At 57.2% G+C, this 15,450-nt stretch carries 13 protein-coding genes and 2 pseudogenes; 7 read left to right on the top strand and 8 right to left on the bottom strand.

Features of this window, described 5'->3' with window-relative positions:
* Nucleotides 1-56: 56 nt before the first annotated feature.
* Both NLX68_RS12295 and NLX68_RS12290 read right to left on the bottom strand, forming a co-directional pair.
* A complete protein-coding gene (locus NLX68_RS12295) occupies nucleotides 57-965 on the bottom strand; it encodes a carbohydrate kinase (RefSeq protein WP_254284214.1) in 909 nt (302 codons plus the stop codon).
* Nucleotides 966-1,098: 133 nt separating this feature from the next.
* Complete coding sequence (locus NLX68_RS12290; RefSeq protein ID WP_254284213.1) at nucleotides 1,099-2,661, bottom strand: carbohydrate porin; 1,563 nt, start codon at nucleotides 2,659-2,661, stop codon at nucleotides 1,099-1,101.
* A gap of 167 nt (nucleotides 2,662-2,828) precedes the next feature.
* Between NLX68_RS12290 and NLX68_RS12285 the strand changes: the two genes are divergently transcribed.
* The 6 genes from NLX68_RS12285 to NLX68_RS12260 all read left to right on the top strand — a co-directional run bounded on the left by NLX68_RS12285 (nucleotide 2,829) and on the right by NLX68_RS12260 (nucleotide 9,666).
* On the top strand, nucleotides 2,829-4,103 hold the full coding sequence (locus NLX68_RS12285; protein ID WP_254284212.1) for an ABC transporter substrate-binding protein: 1,275 nt from the start codon (nucleotides 2,829-2,831) through the stop codon (nucleotides 4,101-4,103).
* A 21-nt stretch (nucleotides 4,104-4,124) separates the two neighbouring features.
* The gene (locus NLX68_RS12280) at nucleotides 4,125-5,087 is read left to right on the top strand and encodes a carbohydrate ABC transporter permease (protein ID WP_254284211.1); all 963 of its coding nucleotides are present in this window, start codon (nucleotides 4,125-4,127) and stop codon (nucleotides 5,085-5,087) included.
* Nucleotides 5,084-5,926: a carbohydrate ABC transporter permease gene (locus NLX68_RS12275; protein ID WP_254284210.1), complete on the top strand. Its 843-nt coding sequence runs from the start codon at nucleotides 5,084-5,086 to the stop codon at nucleotides 5,924-5,926. Before NLX68_RS12280 ends, NLX68_RS12275 begins: the two co-directional genes overlap by 4 nt.
* A 27-nt stretch (nucleotides 5,927-5,953) precedes the next feature.
* Nucleotides 5,954-7,099: a sn-glycerol-3-phosphate ABC transporter ATP-binding protein UgpC gene (locus NLX68_RS12270; protein ID WP_254284209.1), complete on the top strand. Its 1,146-nt coding sequence runs from the start codon at nucleotides 5,954-5,956 to the stop codon at nucleotides 7,097-7,099.
* A complete protein-coding gene (locus NLX68_RS12265) occupies nucleotides 7,096-8,598 on the top strand; it encodes a glycoside hydrolase family 32 protein (protein ID WP_254284208.1) in 1,503 nt (500 codons plus the stop codon). Before NLX68_RS12270 ends, NLX68_RS12265 begins: the two co-directional genes overlap by 4 nt.
* Nucleotides 8,599-8,673: 75 nt before the next feature.
* The gene (locus NLX68_RS12260) at nucleotides 8,674-9,666 is read left to right on the top strand and encodes a LacI family DNA-binding transcriptional regulator (RefSeq protein WP_254284207.1); all 993 of its coding nucleotides are present in this window, start codon (nucleotides 8,674-8,676) and stop codon (nucleotides 9,664-9,666) included.
* Here NLX68_RS12260 and NLX68_RS12255 read toward each other — a convergent pair.
* The 4 genes from NLX68_RS12255 to NLX68_RS12240 all read right to left on the bottom strand — a co-directional run bounded on the left by NLX68_RS12255 (nucleotide 9,624) and on the right by NLX68_RS12240 (nucleotide 13,777).
* Nucleotides 9,624-9,902, bottom strand: coding sequence for an AMP-binding protein (locus NLX68_RS12255; RefSeq protein ID WP_254284206.1), 279 nt, complete (start codon nucleotides 9,900-9,902; stop codon nucleotides 9,624-9,626). The genes NLX68_RS12260 and NLX68_RS12255 overlap by 43 nt on opposite strands.
* The gene (locus tag NLX68_RS12250) at nucleotides 9,899-11,185 is read right to left on the bottom strand and encodes an MFS transporter (RefSeq protein WP_254284205.1); all 1,287 of its coding nucleotides are present in this window, start codon (nucleotides 11,183-11,185) and stop codon (nucleotides 9,899-9,901) included. The genes NLX68_RS12255 and NLX68_RS12250 overlap by 4 nt, the downstream gene beginning before the upstream one ends.
* A gap of 217 nt (nucleotides 11,186-11,402) precedes the next feature.
* Nucleotides 11,403-11,663: an ectoine synthase gene (locus tag NLX68_RS12245; RefSeq protein ID WP_254284204.1), complete on the bottom strand. Its 261-nt coding sequence runs from the start codon at nucleotides 11,661-11,663 to the stop codon at nucleotides 11,403-11,405.
* 1,151 nt (nucleotides 11,664-12,814) lie between these two features.
* Complete coding sequence (locus NLX68_RS12240) at nucleotides 12,815-13,777, bottom strand: GlxA family transcriptional regulator (protein ID WP_254284203.1); 963 nt, start codon at nucleotides 13,775-13,777, stop codon at nucleotides 12,815-12,817.
* Nucleotides 13,778-13,872: 95 nt separating this feature from the next.
* Here NLX68_RS12240 and NLX68_RS12235 point away from each other — a divergent pair, with 95 nt between their 5' ends.
* Nucleotides 13,873-14,310 (top strand): tautomerase family protein, encoded by a 438-nt coding sequence (locus NLX68_RS12235; RefSeq protein ID WP_254284202.1) that lies wholly within the window; start codon nucleotides 13,873-13,875, stop codon nucleotides 14,308-14,310.
* A 193-nt stretch (nucleotides 14,311-14,503) separates the two neighbouring features.
* On the opposite strand, the pseudogene NLX68_RS12230 reads toward NLX68_RS12235, so the two are convergent.
* A pseudogene (locus tag NLX68_RS12230) lies at nucleotides 14,504-14,934 on the bottom strand (dihydroxy-acid dehydratase); the annotation flags it as partial.
* A pseudogene (locus tag NLX68_RS12225) lies at nucleotides 14,928-15,324 on the bottom strand (Arm DNA-binding domain-containing protein); the annotation flags it as partial. The pseudogenes NLX68_RS12230 and NLX68_RS12225, both read right to left, overlap by 7 nt.
* Nucleotides 15,325-15,450 lie beyond the last annotated feature (126 nt).

The following is a 15,450-nucleotide window of genomic DNA, read 5'->3' as shown; positions in this document are numbered from 1 at the left end:
AGCGCAGCTTGTTTATCTTGCATCTGGCCTCCCGCTTGCAGCGCCGGCAACCATGGTCAGGTATGCATTAGCAGCTTCAGTAAACCATCTACATCAGCTAGTGCGGGAGCATGGGCTCCGGCATGACGGCACGATATGGATGCGCAAGCCGCTGAAAATCGCAGGCGCTCTTTCAAGTCTGCGATCCCCAGCATCTGCGCAGCCAGCCAACCCGCCATACAAGCATCTCCTGCTCCCACCGTGTCTTCCACTTCCACGGCAATAGCTGGCTGATCGAGTTGGCTGTCCGGGGTGTGGAGAGTCATCCCGTGTTCCCCTCGGGTAAAAAGGATCTGCGCCTGAGAATTCAGAGCACGCAGCTCATCCATTGCCTGGTATTCGGTCAGCCCTGGATAAATATGCCGGAGGTCTTCGTCGGAAAGCTTGATCATGTCAGCAAGAGTGGTCATCGTAGTGAAGGTCTGCTCCCGATAATGGCGATCCATTAACGTGCGCCAATTGGGGTCATAGCTAATCCGTTTACCGGCTCCCTTGGCCGCCTGAGCAATTTTAACCAGCCTGTCTGCGAGTGGTTGTCGAGCCAAACTGATGCAACTGAAGTGGCACAGCTCTGCGTGGTTGACCCATCCTTCGGGCATCTGATCTGGATCGAAAAAAAGATCGGCATCTCCCGCAAAAAAGTAACGTGGAGGACGGCTCGATAGAACAATGGCGACCAAAGGATCTCGATCTACCCGTTGGATGAAGTTCATATCTAGCCCTGCAGCTTTCGACTGCGAGACTATCTCGTCGCCCATTGAATCTTTGCTCACTGCCCCTGCAAAAGCGCTGCTAACACCCAAGCGACTTAGTGCTCGTGCAACGTTCCAAGGAGCACCACCTGGGTAGCCCTTCCACTGTCCAGGGGTGCCTTGGACAAGGTCCGTCAGGGCTTCGCCAAATACTACTGCGCGAGGCAATACCATCGTCACTTCCTCAGTTTTTTATCGTAGGGATAACTGCAGGCTAATCAGCGTTGACCGGTAAACAATGACTCAATACGCAGGGTGAAAAGCCGGGTTCGATGCGTGAAGGCGTGGTGGCCGACGCGTTCAAATATTAAAACCAGGTTTCCATCTGTATACCGTATTGCCATACACCTCCGGCGTTGAAGTCCGTCTTGCCGAAGTTGTCGGTGGCGCTGTATCTGTCCAGATCCGAAGACCAGTTCATGAGACTTGCGAACACGCGCAACTCGGGACGTGTGAGAAGGTCTCCAACATCAGGTTTGAATGTCGGGGCAACCGTGAATTTCCAGAAGTTACCGTCGACCGCATTACGTTGCATATAGCCCTTGGGATCGAGGTCCATGGTTTGCCAGCTCATTTCGTAGGCCATCTCGAAATTGCTGTTGATTTCATTGGCCAAGCGCACGTTCAGGGTCATCCAACGGTAGTCGTCACCCTTGACGTATCTGTCCTTGCTTTGTTCGGCCAGCAAGCTGGGACCGATGCGCCAGCCAGGTGCAATGGGTGTCTCACCGTAAAGCGCCAGACGCAAGGCGCGGGCATCGTCGATCAGTTCGCCATCCGAGCCGATGTTCTTGACCTCTGCCCCCAGACCTTGCCCATAGAGCAGTGCCGTTTTGAAGAAGCCTTCCCTGCCGAGAAAGTTTTTCTGGTGATTGGCCAGCATGCTGTGCAAGCCTGAATCCGCAGGCGTCAGGCCCGCTTCATTGCTGCGGGTGCCAATGTCGTTTTTCTTTGAGCCAATGGCATTGAACATCCACTGCCACTGACCATTATCAAAGAACTGGTTAGAGGTCAGGATGTAGCTTTCCACATCGGCGTTGATACCGCCTTCACTGAAATCCCCGTAGTTACGCCCGATCAAGGAATAATTCGAGCGCCAATTCTTGTTCATCTGCATATCGTAGATTCCACCCCCGGTGCCAGCCAGATAGACGACGTCCGAGTCCAGCCAGTGGATGTCGAAGTTATCCCTGTCGAATCGCTTGCCTGCCCACAGGGTGGCGTTCTCAAACACTGAATTCCCCTTGAATGCAGCAAGATGGTCGAGCTCTGCAAATACCTGACGCACGTTCAGGTTACTTTCATTGGCCGTCCAGTCGTTGGAACTTTCCACTCCATCGGCGATAGAAACCGTGAATTTGGAACGGGTGCCGTTTTGCGCATAGGTTTCTTTCGAGAGGTCTATGCGCATGTAGGTGTCGTCTTCGTTACCGAGTCGCCCGACGGCCCCGCCGACCGAACCGGCAGGGGTTGTATAAGGGCCACCACGACCACCGCCACGTTCATCGTTGATCAGCAGTCCGGAACGGGCGTAGCCCTTGAAGCTGAAACCGTCAGTAAGGTGTCCGCTGCTGCCCTGCTTCTCGATGCTTTGCTGACGGGCTTCTAATGTTGCCACCCGGGCATCCAAAGTGGGCGCCGCAATCGCTGTCGAAGTAGACGCAGGCGGCAAGGTGAGAGTTGCACGTTTGAGCTGCTGCAATTCCCTGGCGAGTGCTTGGGTCTGCTGTTCGGCTGCGGCTGCACGCTTTTCCGCTGCGCTGGCACGGGCTTCAAACGCGGCCATGCGTTCTTCCAGAGTCGCGGCCTCAGAGGTCGCAGCCGATGTGCCGAGCACACCTGCAAGTAGCCAGCTTGATGCTTTCTGCATGTGGGTTTCCTATCTTGTTTTTATTGTTTGCTCCTGCGACCAGCCCTTTCTACGTGCGTTTCGAATTGTCGCGATCGACGAAAAAAAGGATGCCTCATCGCAAAGACGCTGCTACATTTGGCAATGTTAACGTTAACTTTTCTAAAAACAAAAATAAAGGGTACTCAATGAAACAGCTGAAATCTCTCCTTCCAGCAGCACTCATTACCCTCTGCACCGGACTGCCATCCGCCTCGAGCGCAGCAGATTTGACGATTTCGTGCGGTGCGGTGGGTGCGGAATTAGCACTCTGCAAGGAGGCTGTCGAGGCGTGGTCGAAACAGACCGGCAATAACGTCGAGGTGGTTTCCACGCCTAATTCGGCGACCGAGAGGCTGTCGTTCTACCAACAGATCCTCAGTGCGCAGTCCACCGACATCGACATCATCCAAATCGATATGGTGTGGCCGGGGATGCTGGCCAAACACCTGATGGATCTGCGCGAGGTGCTTCCTGCCAACGCTACCCAGGGCTACTTCCAGGCACAGGTGGATAACGCCACGGTGAACGGGCGGCTGGTGACGATGCCATGGTTCACCGACTCGGGCCTGCTGTATTACCGCAAGGACTTGCTCGAGAAGTACAACCAGCAGGTTCCCCAGACCTGGGAGGAAATGACCGCTACCGCCAGGAATATTCAACAGGCCGAGCGCACTGCTGGGAACGCCAATGCCTGGGGCTACATCTTTCAGGGGCGCGCCTACGAGGGCCTGACGTGTAACGCGCTGGAGTGGATCAGCAGCCAACCGGAAGGCGGACTTGTCAACCCACGCGGTGACATCGTGGTCAACACTCAGGCCTCAAGAGCGGCTTTGACCCTGGCGAAAAGCTGGGTGGGAGACATCTCCCCGCGAGGCGTACTCAACTACACCGAGGAAGAAGGACGTGGCGTATTCCAATCGGGAAATGCGTTGTTCATGCGTAACTGGCCTTATGTCTGGGCCTTGGTACAAAGCCCGGACAGTGCCGTAAAAGACAAGGTCGGGGTCGCCCCCCTGCCCCGTGGCGGCATAACCGGCACCCATGCCTCCACCCTCGGTGGGTGGGGCCTGGCAGTATCGCGTTACAGCGCCCATCCAAAACTTGCCGCAGAGTTAGTGAGCTACTTGAGCAGTGCGCAGCAGCAGAAACATCGTGCCCTGGTCGGCGCCTATAACCCGGTTATCGAGTCGCTGTATCAAGATCCCGACCTGCTCGCGGCGATGCCTTATTACAGTCAGCTGTACAGCATTCTCAACGATGGGGTGATGCGCCCCGCCTCAATAACCGCCGATCGCTATCCACGGGTCTCCAATGCGTTCTTCGATCGAGTGCATGGCGTGCTGGCGGGCGAGCAGCCTGTCGATCAGGCGCTGAGCGAACTGGACAGTGAGCTCACTCGCATCAAACGTCGGAGCTGGTAAGCCACAAGGAAGGAAATCGCCATGCCTGTCTCTACTACCCATGCCCCCCGTGAGCAGCTCCTGCTCACCCGGGAAACGCCTGTACAGCGCCGCCAAGTACGCACCGCCTGGCTGTTTCTGACGCCGATGTTGCTGTGTCTGGCTCTGGTGGCGGTCTGGCCGCTACTGCGCACATTCTGGTTCAGCCTGACTGACGCCAACCTGGCGGACACCAGTGATGGATCCTTCGTAGGCTTGAGCAATTATCTGTTCCACAACGGTTCCAACTGGTCGGGCATCCTGGTTGATCCTCAATGGTGGAACGCTGTTCGCAACACCTTGCATTTCACCGTGGTGTCGGTGGGACTGGAAGTCGTCCTGGGGCTACTGGTGGCGTTGCTGTTGAACATCAAGTTCACCGGCCGTTCCTTGGTGCGTGCGTTGATTCTGATTCCTTGGGCGATTCCTACCATTGTCTCGGCGAAGATCTGGTCGTGGATGCTCAACGACCAGTTCGGCATCATCAATCACCTGATGCTGAGCGTCGGCCTGATTGACGCGCCCCTGGCCTGGACGGCAGATGCGGATCTGTCGATGTGGGCGGTGATCATCGTCGATGTCTGGAAGACCGTCCCGTTTGTCACGCTGCTGATGCTGGCGGCCTTGCAGATGTTGCCGAGTGATTGCTACGACGCCGCCAGGGTCGATGGCATTCACCCGCTGAAGGTGTTCTGGCGTGTCACGCTTCCTCTGTTGATGCCTGCATTGTTGGTGGCGGCGATCTTCCGCATCCTCGATTCCCTGCGAGTGTTCGACGTGATCTATGTGCTGACCTCGAATTCTTCGAGCACCATGAGCATGTCGGTCTATGCCCGCCAACACCTGGTGGAGTTCCAGGATGTTGGCTATGGCAGCGCGGCCTCGACTCTGCTGTTTCTGGTCGTTGCGGTAATCGCCATGCTTTATCTCTACCTCGGACGCCGTCAAATGGAGGTTCGGTCATGAGCCTGCGCCTACTCAAAAAAACGCTGTTACGTCTCGGGTTCTGGTGTCTGATCGGGGTTTTGCTGCTGTATGCGGTCTTCCCTTTCTACTACGCCATCGTGACTTCGCTAAAGCCGTCTGGTGCCTTGTTCCAGGTGAGCTACTGGATCGAAAGCCCCGACTTCTCCAATTACGCGGCGGTACTCCACCAAGCCTCATTCCTGCGAGCGATCGGTAACTCGCTGGTGGTTGCGCTTTGCGTGGTGACCCTGGCGCTGTTCCTCAGTGTGACCGCCGCCTATGCCTTAGGAAGGGTGAAATTCCGTGGGCGTGGCACGGTATTGATGATGGTTCTCGGCGTGTCGATGTTTCCCCAGGTTGCCGTACTGTCGGGGCTGTTCGAAGTGATACGCGCCCTGGGCCTGTACAACACGTCTTGGGCATTGATCCTGAGCTACACGATTTTCACCCTGCCGTTCACCGTCTGGGTGCTGACCACGTTCATGGGCCAACTTCCACATGAACTGGAAGAAGCGGCAATCATGGATGGCGCTTCGCCCTGGGTAACGCTTACCCGGGTGCTGTTGCCGCTGCTATGGCCTGCACTGATCACCACTGGTTTGTTGGCTTTTATTGCAGCGTGGAACGAGTTCCTGTTTGCCTTGACCTTCACCCTCACCGACACGCAACGCACGGTGCCGGTCGCCATTGCCTTGATTTCCGGCGGTAGCCCCCATGAGCTGCCGTGGGGGCTGTTGATGACCGCATCGGTGCTGGTCACCGTCCCTCTGGTGATTCTGGTGCTGATCTTCCAGCGCCGAATCGTATCCGGTCTCACTGCCGGCGCGTTAAAGGGTTGATGCCCAACAAGTACAAGGAACAGCATCGTGATCAAATTGAAACTAGACAACGTGAACAAACAACTGGGCGGAATGCAGATACTTCGCGACGTTAACCTGGAGATCGCTGCGGGTGAATTCGTAGTGTTCATTGGCCCTTCGGGCTGCGGAAAGTCGACCCTGCTGCGACTGATCGCCGGACTGGATTCGATCGGCGGCGGCAACCTGCTGATCGACGGGCAACGGGTCAACGACCTGGAACCGCGTGAGCGTGGCGTCGGCATGGTGTTTCAGTCTTATGCGCTGTATCCGCACATGAGCGTCTACGACAACATCAGCTTTGGCCTCAAACTGGCCAAGACCGAAAAGAGCACCCTGCGCGAACGCGTGCTGAAAACAGCGCAGATCCTTCAACTGGACAAATTGCTGCAACGCAAACCAAAGGAACTGTCTGGAGGACAGCGTCAGCGTGTAGCAATGGGCAGAGCCATGGCGCGGGAGCCGGACATTTTGTTGTTCGATGAACCCCTCTCCAATCTGGATGCATCTTTACGGGTACAGATGCGCAACGAAATCGCCAGGCTGCATGATCGACTGGGCTCGACCATGATCTACGTCACCCACGATCAAGTGGAAGCGATGACCCTTGCCGACAAAATTGTTGTGCTCAATGGCGGTCATGTAGAGCAGATCGGCTCACCGCGCGAACTCTATGAGCGCCCAGCGAGCCGCTTTGTCGCCGGCTTTCTCGGTTCGCCAAAAATGAACTTTCTAGCGGCGCGCCTGCATGCCCCGGGCGAAACCAGCCTGGTCGATACCCCCGTTTTGGGTATGACCTCCCTACCCTTCGACAGCTCGCACCTGGCGGCAGGCACGCTACTGAGCCTGGGGGTTCGCCCGGAGCATGTTTCGCTCAAAGCGGCAGGGGGGGCGGTCGGGGTCGTCGTGGCCGGGGTCGAATACCTTGGCAGCGAAACGTATGTGCACCTCGAAACAGGCCAGGAGGAACCACTGATCTGTCGTTGCGAGGTCAGCGCCGGATGGCAGGCGGGCGATCGGGTCGAACTGCAACTGGACATCGACAACCTGCACCTGTTCGACGACGACGGTACGGCCTTGGAGCGTCATCCACAAGCCATTGAAAACCGTCCGAATGAAGTCTCTCTGCGCTCAGACCGAGCACCGGCCCTATGACCTTGTCTTCGAACAACATGAGCGATCCAATGTCGTCTTCCCTTGACCTTGCGCAGCAGGCACTGAGTGACGGCCTGTCTCGTGTCATCCAGGATTATCGGCCCGGTTATCATATCGCCCCCCCGGCAGGTTGGATGAACGACCCTAACGGGGTCGTGTACTTTCGTGGCGAATATCACGTTTTCTATCAACATTACCCCTTCGAAGCGAAATGGGGCCCGATGTATTGGGGGCACGCCAAGAGCGCCGATCTGGTTCATTGGCAGCACCTGCCCATTGCACTGGCACCCGGTGATGACTTCGACCGTGATGGATGTTTTTCCGGTAGTGCGGTGGTGTACGGGGATACCCTCGCACTGATCTACACCGGACACACCTGGCTGGGGGAAGTGGGTGACGAACGCTTGATCCGTCAAGTTCAGTGCCTGGCCACCAGTATCGACGGCATCCGGTTCGTCAAGCAGGGCGCAGTCATCGAGACCGCGCCGCACGACACGATAATGCACTTTCGTGACCCCAAGGTATGGAAAGAGGATGACTATTGGTACCTCATTGCCGGCGCACGTCTGGGCGATAGGCCGCTGCTCCCGCTGTACCGTTCTACGGACCTGTTCACCTGGGAGTTCCTCGATTACGTGTCCAGTGGCAGCGAGGGCGATGGCTACATGTGGGAGTGCCCGGATCTGTTTCGACTGAACGGACGCGATGTGCTGCTGTACTCCCCCCAAGGCATGCAACCCCAAGGTTATGAACGGCTCAACAAGTACCAGACCGGTTATCGAGTGGGCCGACTCAACAGCGAGTGGCACTTCACTGGCGGGCCTTTTATCGAACTGGATAACGGCCACGATTTCTATGCAGCGCAAACGTTGATAGCTGCCGATGGTCGACGACTTTTGTGGGCGTGGCTCGACATGTGGGAAAGCCCGATGCCGAGCAGAACCCATCACTGGTGCGGCATGCTCGGTTTACCGCGCGAACTTGAACTGCGCGCAGATCGCCTGCGCGTGTATCCGGCACGGGAGCTCAGCGCTCTACGCAAGGCGCCATTGCCGAGTACCCCGTGGTGGGATGAGTCGGGAACCCGGTGGGTGCCGCAAGTGAATGGCGATATGCTCGAAATCCATGTGCATCTGGATTTGCTCGGCTGCACCGATGGGCACTTGGGAATCGCCTTGCGCTGCAGCGACGATGGCCATGAAGAAACCCTACTCTACTATGATGCGTCGTTACGTCGTCTGGTGCTTGACCGCAGCCACTCGGGTGCGCAAGCCACAGGTCAGCGCAGCGTGGCGATAGACGCAAGGCAGGAGCGACTCGAACTGCGCGTGTTCCTGGATCGCTCGTCCATCGAGGTGTTCGACGAAAGCGGGTGCTTTAGCCTCAGCAGTCGCCTCTATCCGCAGCCCGACAGCCTGGGGGTGAAGCTCCTTGCAAGCGGGAATGGCGGGCGTGTCTCCATTCCCAGAGCATGGCCTCTCGCCTCGGGATGGCTATGAGCAGCGTCATTCGGATCGCAAGAAGCGCAGGCCATGTGTCATGATTCTCCGCAAACCTGACCGGTCTCGCCTCGTATGACTTCAGTGAAAGACGTTGCACAACTGGCCGGCGTGTCCCTGATGACGGTTTCTAGAGCGCTCAACAATCCGGAAAAATTGAGCCCCGAAACCTATCAGCGGGTACGTCGCGCCATTGATGAACTGCAATTCGTACCGAGCCTGTCGGCGCGCAAGATTCGCGGCGACAACCTCCAGACACGAACCATCGGTGTGTTCGCGCTGGACACGGCGACCACACCGTTCGCCGTCGAGCTGCTGCTGTCCATCGAACAGACCGCGCAGCAAGCAGGCTGGAATGTCTTTATCCTTAACCTGCTAAGCAACCCGCCTACCGACCAGAACATCGACCTTATGTTGTCACACCGCCCTGACGGGTTGATCTTCAGCGCCATGGGGTTGCGCCAGGTGTGCATTCCCGAGCGGTTGAAGAGCAAACCCCTGGTACTCGCCAATTGCCTGGCGGATGACAGCCACCTGGTCAGTTATGTGCCCGACGACGAAACGGGGCAGTATCGAGCCGTGCATCACGCATTGAGCCAAGGCTATCAGCGTCCTCTGTTTATCAATCTGCCCAAACAGAGTCTGGCCTGGGGGCTGCGTCAAAAAGGCATGCAGCGTGCTTGTCAGGCATTCGGACTGGCGCCTGACGCACTCCTGCAGTACGACCTGTCCGATCATGACGCCTATGGTGAAACCGCAGCCATCCTCGACCGGCACATCACTGATGGTCGTCCCCAATTCGACATTCTGATCTGTGGCAACGACCGCATTGCTTTTTGTGCCTATCAGGTGTTGTTGGGCCGTGGTCTGAAAATTCCCGACGATGTCGCCGTGCTCGGCTACGACAACATGATTGGTATTGCTGAGCTGTTCATCCCGCCGCTGACCACGGTGCAACTGCCGTACTACGAGATCGGTCGCAAGGCTGCCCGGCACTTGATCGACACCCTCGAGGAATCGGGAGCTCAGCCAGTGGATTGTCCATTGGTGGTCAGGGCATCACTATAAGAATGAGGTAATTCGGTGCGGTCGACGAAATACAGGTACTGCTCACTGTCCATCCTGAACAGGTCACCTGTGAAATAGACCCGCGCCTCACCGAACAGATCGTTTCTAAGCACACGCCGGGTCAGCTCAGGTTGGTTCCAGTAGCCGAGCATTACCAGTTCGCCAGCGACGACCAGTACGACCTTCTCTGGCGTAAGCTCGGCGTGGTTTTTCACATAGTGGTGGAAAGGTCTCATTGGGCCACCTCGTGGTCATCCATCAGAGGCACTTCGGCCGTGTTCGCGCAGGCAGCTTCATTGTCCTTGGGAACGAGCAATACCATCGCACCGACGATAACTTCGAAAATCCCGCTACCGAGGATGACCATACCGGTTTCGAACCGCGCATAAAGTGCCGCGCCGCAGGCCCCAGCAATGAGAATGGAGGCACCCAGCGCAGCAAAGCGCAACCTTGCCAGCCCGGCGATCTCGCTTTGCCTGAATGTGGTTTGAATCAGCAGAATGAATGAAATGTCGATCAGTGGCCCACCGAGCGCGGCCAGGCCGGCGCCGAACATCATCCCGGCCAGGACGTACTCCGCTGGCAAATACATCACCGCCGCACCGATGGTCGCAATGCCCAGACCGTTGACCACGGAGCCGAAGGTAAAGCCACCATACAGGCGGTGGATATGCAGGTTCCCGACGACGAAAATAGAGATCAGGTTGCCGCAGCCATAGGCGCCCATGATCAGGCCGTAGGCGGCAAAGTCCTGTACACCGAAGCCCTGGATGTCGTATTTGACCACGGCCAGCGCCATGCCGATAGAAATGCCCAGACTCCAGGCGATGTTGCCCAATCCAGCACACACATACACCGCCTGCATCTGCCGGCGGCCGACCAGGCTGCGCCAACCGGCAGTGAAGGCGGCACGCCGGCTCGTCACCTTGAGCGGTTGTCGAGGCAATGCCTTGCTCAGCTTCATCACCGCCCAAGCCGAGATCAGGAAAGTCAGGCTATTGAGGGTAAACAGATGTTCAAGCGGAATCAGCAGCGTAATTGCCGCGGCCAGCATCGGCCCGATCACTCGAGCCACCCGGATGATCGCGTCGAATAGCGCATTGACGGCCTGCAACTGGTCCGACGCCACGACAATGCGTGGCAGGCTGGCGCGCAAGGCCGGTTCGAACAAAGAGTTGACAATCATCATGAGCATGACCGGCACCGCCAGCATCCACAGGCTCATGATGCCCAGCGTCCAGGCCAGCATCGGAAGCAGGGCGAGCCCGGCCCGCGCCAGGTCGGCACCGATCATCGTGCGCCGATGGTCCCAACGCTCAGCCCAGATCCCTCCCAGCAGCGCCCCCGCCAACGCGGCCCCACCGCGCAACGCACTAAGCCAACTCGCATCGGTGCCGGCGATCTGCACTGCCATCCAGGCGACGGCGATCGCGAACAACTCGTCGCCGATCGAAGATAGCGCCAGCCCTCCCCATAACAACGCCACCGGCCGCTGAAGCAACGGTCTAAACAACTTCATATAATCAATTCCGTAAATAAAGACCCGTCACACCACGCAGCGGTAAGTCCACTCTTATCGGCGCGTCAAACGTCGAGGCCGGGTCTACTCCAGCGTTGATAACTTCATCATTGATCCGAACTGACCTTGACCAACGTGCAACCACCACACCTCATCACCCCGGGGAGTACCAGGTGAGCTTTCAAGGTTGCGACGTACCGAGCCGGACGTTCATTGCTCAATAAGAGGAGGCACTCTGCTTGTTTATCGAATGACGTTCGGTGCCCACAAGTGGAGGATTGAAAACACTGACCAGGGTGAGGTCCGTGAACTTCCCACCCCGCAAACAGTGACGATCATGCTTGTCCAAAACATACATACCTCCTGGGCGAATCGGATGAACCGTGCCATCCACATCCTCAATCTCCCCTTCACCGGCAATGCAATAGCAGGCCTCAATCAGTCTTTTCAACATCAGAAACACTTCGAAAAAACACATTCAACTCCTTATGAATATATAGGCTATTGCATAAAATGCTTCGAACCAACCTGAACGTCCATAGCGGAAGCGCCACACCAAAAACGTAAAGGCGCGCCCACATGCATTCAGCATTCAGCCGATCATTTGAAGTGCACTCGCCTTCCCGGGTAGCGCTGTCTTTCGCGAAATTTAATAGCGGTCTCAAGATACAAAGCAACCCGGTAGCAAGATAACCAGAATACGCCCTACAAAAACAAGGCGTGCTATAGAGGGACGTAGGATGTACACGATGCACGTGTGCCATTATGGCGAACTAGTCATTCCTTGACCCTATTGACTGACGCTCTGCAGTCGACATCAACTACGATCGAATAGTACGCATGCAATTTCCAGGGTGTCAATGCGTCTTCTTATGCAGCGCCCACTAAGACGATTGAAATATTCGAACACCACTCGTGACATTTCAGTTACAAAACTCAAAAGCTATAATCATCATCATGCATTAAATCAAAAAGTGATAAGTAGCTGATACGCACAGTCTGCTGGTTATATTTTCGGGCACTACTTCAGACTGCCGGCCTCTGAAGCATGCACAGGTACGCTATACCTGACGACGGGGCTCAATGAGCGTGGCCTTCACGCCTACTCCACCCTGCACCACCAGGACTGCGCATAGCAGGCACCGTCCACTTCCTCGATCCCCGTCAGGTTCATTCCGGCCTGCAGCTGCATCTTCCGCAGTTGATCTGTCGGTATGGCAACGCCCAACTTTCACCGGCGCAAGATGAGGAAACGCATGCCTGCAGACACTAGATAAAAATACAGAACTCTGTGGATTGCTAACAAAGGGCTATTGACCCTACGCGGCTTGGTAATCGAGATTGCAGAGGCCAATGGTGAGTCACCTGGCGACCTCGACAACCTTTCGCAGGAACACGGCAACGTGCGATCAGGCGAATACGCATTCAACATCCATGGCCGGAATACTTGGTACGAAGCCCCTTATGCAGTGTGCCAGGTCATGCCGGCACTCAAGGCGAACGCACAGTACTACCATCTTCAACAGGTGGATGAGAGTACGCTGCACCTAAGCATAAGTTCAGCGCCTTGGCGATTGCGCACGCTTTCTGCTACGAGCGGTCTGCGGACGAGATCTTCAGAGATAGCGGTTACTGGCGCAGTTGTTTTGGGGAGGCGTTCAACAGGCGGCGCATAAGTCGCCGTAGGGCTGTGGCATCCTGGTATCCCACCTGCTCGGCGATGAATTCAACGGAGTACCTGCTGGTTTCCAGCAGCACGCGGGCCCTGTTCAGTTGTACACGCTGGATCAAATTCCGAGTTGAAAGACCGGTTGCTTTATGAAGGTGCCGGGACAGCGTTCGCTCAGACATGCCGACGTACGCCGCAAGGCTCGGGACACTGGGCGGATGGGGCAGTCGTGCTTCTATGTAGGCGGTGAGGTTGGCGACCAGCGTATTGCCCTGGGCCATGATTGCCGGGTTGATGAATGGGGATTGCAACTGCCGGCCATCGAGTAGAAGGGCCTTGCCCACAACGTCGGCGAGCTCCGGTGACAGACGTCTGCGCAGCAGGTGCAGCATCAGGTCAGTTTGCGCGAAGGCTGCGCCGGCGGTCGTCAAGGGCGGGTCGCAGAGCACCATGACGTTGGGGTCGACAATGCAGTCAGGCGCAATGCTCGACAGCCAAGGGGCGAGCCACCAGGACGTCGTCACCCGTCGCCCCGTCAGTAACCCTGCGGCATGCAGGAGAAAGACCGCCGAGCACGAGGCTGCAATCTCCTTGCTTTGATTCACATGTGCCTTCAGCGCTGGCAGTGCCTGAAGGACCCAGTCTTCCTCAAGACGCTGCAGCAGCGCGTCGAAGTCGCTGATGCCGAGGCCCGGAATGACCCAGCAGGAGTTGTCCTCGACGCCTGTGGTCAGCGCGTCAACCTGCAGCAGCATGCCTTGGCCCAGCGTAATCAGCCCTGGCTGCGGCCCACAAACGCGCCAGCGTGGAACGGCAAGGCCGCGCCGTTGCGCAAGTGTGGCGGCGGTGCCGAGGATGTCCAGGGTGGCTGCAACGCTCGAGGCGAACGCCCCGGGAAAGACGAGGACAGTGAAATCGTACATTGTCCGATTATGCCCGAAAGAAGACGAATCGGTCACTTATCGAGTAAAGGGATAACTGGCCCAATGGCGCCTCCAGTTAACAGCGAGGTTTCCCCATGCCAAACATCCTGATCAAGGTGCCTACCGGCGCTTTCAACCAGCCACAGCGCCACCAACTGCTTCGAAGCGTAAGCGACGTGGCAATGATTAATGAACACATGGGCGATGCCCCTCAGCAGCGTGCGTTGTGCTGGGTGCTCATCGAGGAAGTGCAGGCCGATGAATGGCTGTGCGGAGGCATTGCTCCTCATGCCCGGGTTGTCCCATGCATTGTCATCGTCAAGGTGCCTGCCGGAGTTCTTGATGCACCGATGCGTCAGCGCTACGTGCGTGAACTGCACTGTGCGGTACAATCGAGCCTGGCTGCGGGGGATCAGCGTCAGTTGCTGAGCTCAATACAGATCCAGGATGTTGTTGACGGCACTTGGGGGGCGAACGGTGATATTTGGCATTTAGCCGACTTCACCCGTGCAGCCGGATACGGACATCTATAGGCCCTCCAGAAAGCTTACATCTGAACCTGTATGCCTATTCTTCCGCACCCCCTGTCTATCTAGCCCCTCCTGTCGAACCGTCGGTTGTTTCAGTCCCCCGTCGAGATAAGCGGCTGGCCGTACTGTTGCGATTCGCTGTGAGCCAGGGGGGAGGCATTCGCCTGCCGCCAAATCGATGCCGAACCTGCGTCACATCCCTGACCGCACCGCGAGCTGCGTTCGATGTCAGCGTCGCATAGGCCTGAATTGCAGCCGACACTTTTCGAGCCCGAGCGGCTGGCTGCCAGGCTGGCCCCTCCTTGGCATCCATCGCGTGGTAACGCTGGTTCAAAGTCGCCTTCTCGACGATCAGTTCAACGGAACGGTTGGGAATACCGATCTTGATCACGCCCCCTGTTTCCACCAGGCCTATCAGTCCACCTTCCGCCGCTTCCGGTGATACATGGCCGATGGACAGGCCGGAGCTGCCGCCCGGAAATCGCCCATCGGTCAAAAGAGCGCAGGACTTGGCCAGCGCTTTGGATTTGAGATGGCTGGTTAGAGGACTTCCTCCATACCAGGGCCGCCCTTGGGGCCTTCGTAGCGGATGACCACGACATCGCCAGGCATAGTCTGGTCGGCAACACGTCGTTGGTGAAAGTGCGCTGGATCTGCACCGATGTGCTCTGGCGCCCAACCTTGAGCACACAAGACCGATGTTCGACCACAGGTCGTACATGAATTGAAAAGTGTTCTGGTCAGCCAGGTGAACCGCGTGGCGCTTGTGGCTGCGGTGGATACGAGGGTTGACGCCCTTGGCCAGCAGTCGTCACGCAGGGAACGCGCCTGGCGCAAGCCGACTTCAGGGTAGGTCCCCAGGGACATGCGCTTTTGCTTGCCGGCCCATGAGTAGCGGCAATGCCACGACGTGCCGCCGGACGCGGTCACGCCAAGTGACAGGCCGTCGATATCACCGAGGGTATCGTCTTTGCCGGTGGCCTTGGCCTGGCGGACGGTTGCATCTGAGAGTGCCATGCTACGAGCTCCTGAATAGAGGATTCAGGGCAGATGCTCGTGACGTATGACGCTCCACTCCAGCAACAAACCGATACCACCGCCACCCGATTTTTATGGACTGATTTCTGGACTAAAAAAGTACAG

It is taken from the genome of Pseudomonas sp. SBB6, assembly GCF_024213215.1.
GTDB classification, from domain to species: Bacteria; Pseudomonadota; Gammaproteobacteria; order Pseudomonadales; family Pseudomonadaceae; genus Aquipseudomonas; species Aquipseudomonas donghuensis.
Note: the sequence above shows the minus strand (reverse complement) of the source record. Positions and strands in the feature narration are given on the sequence as shown.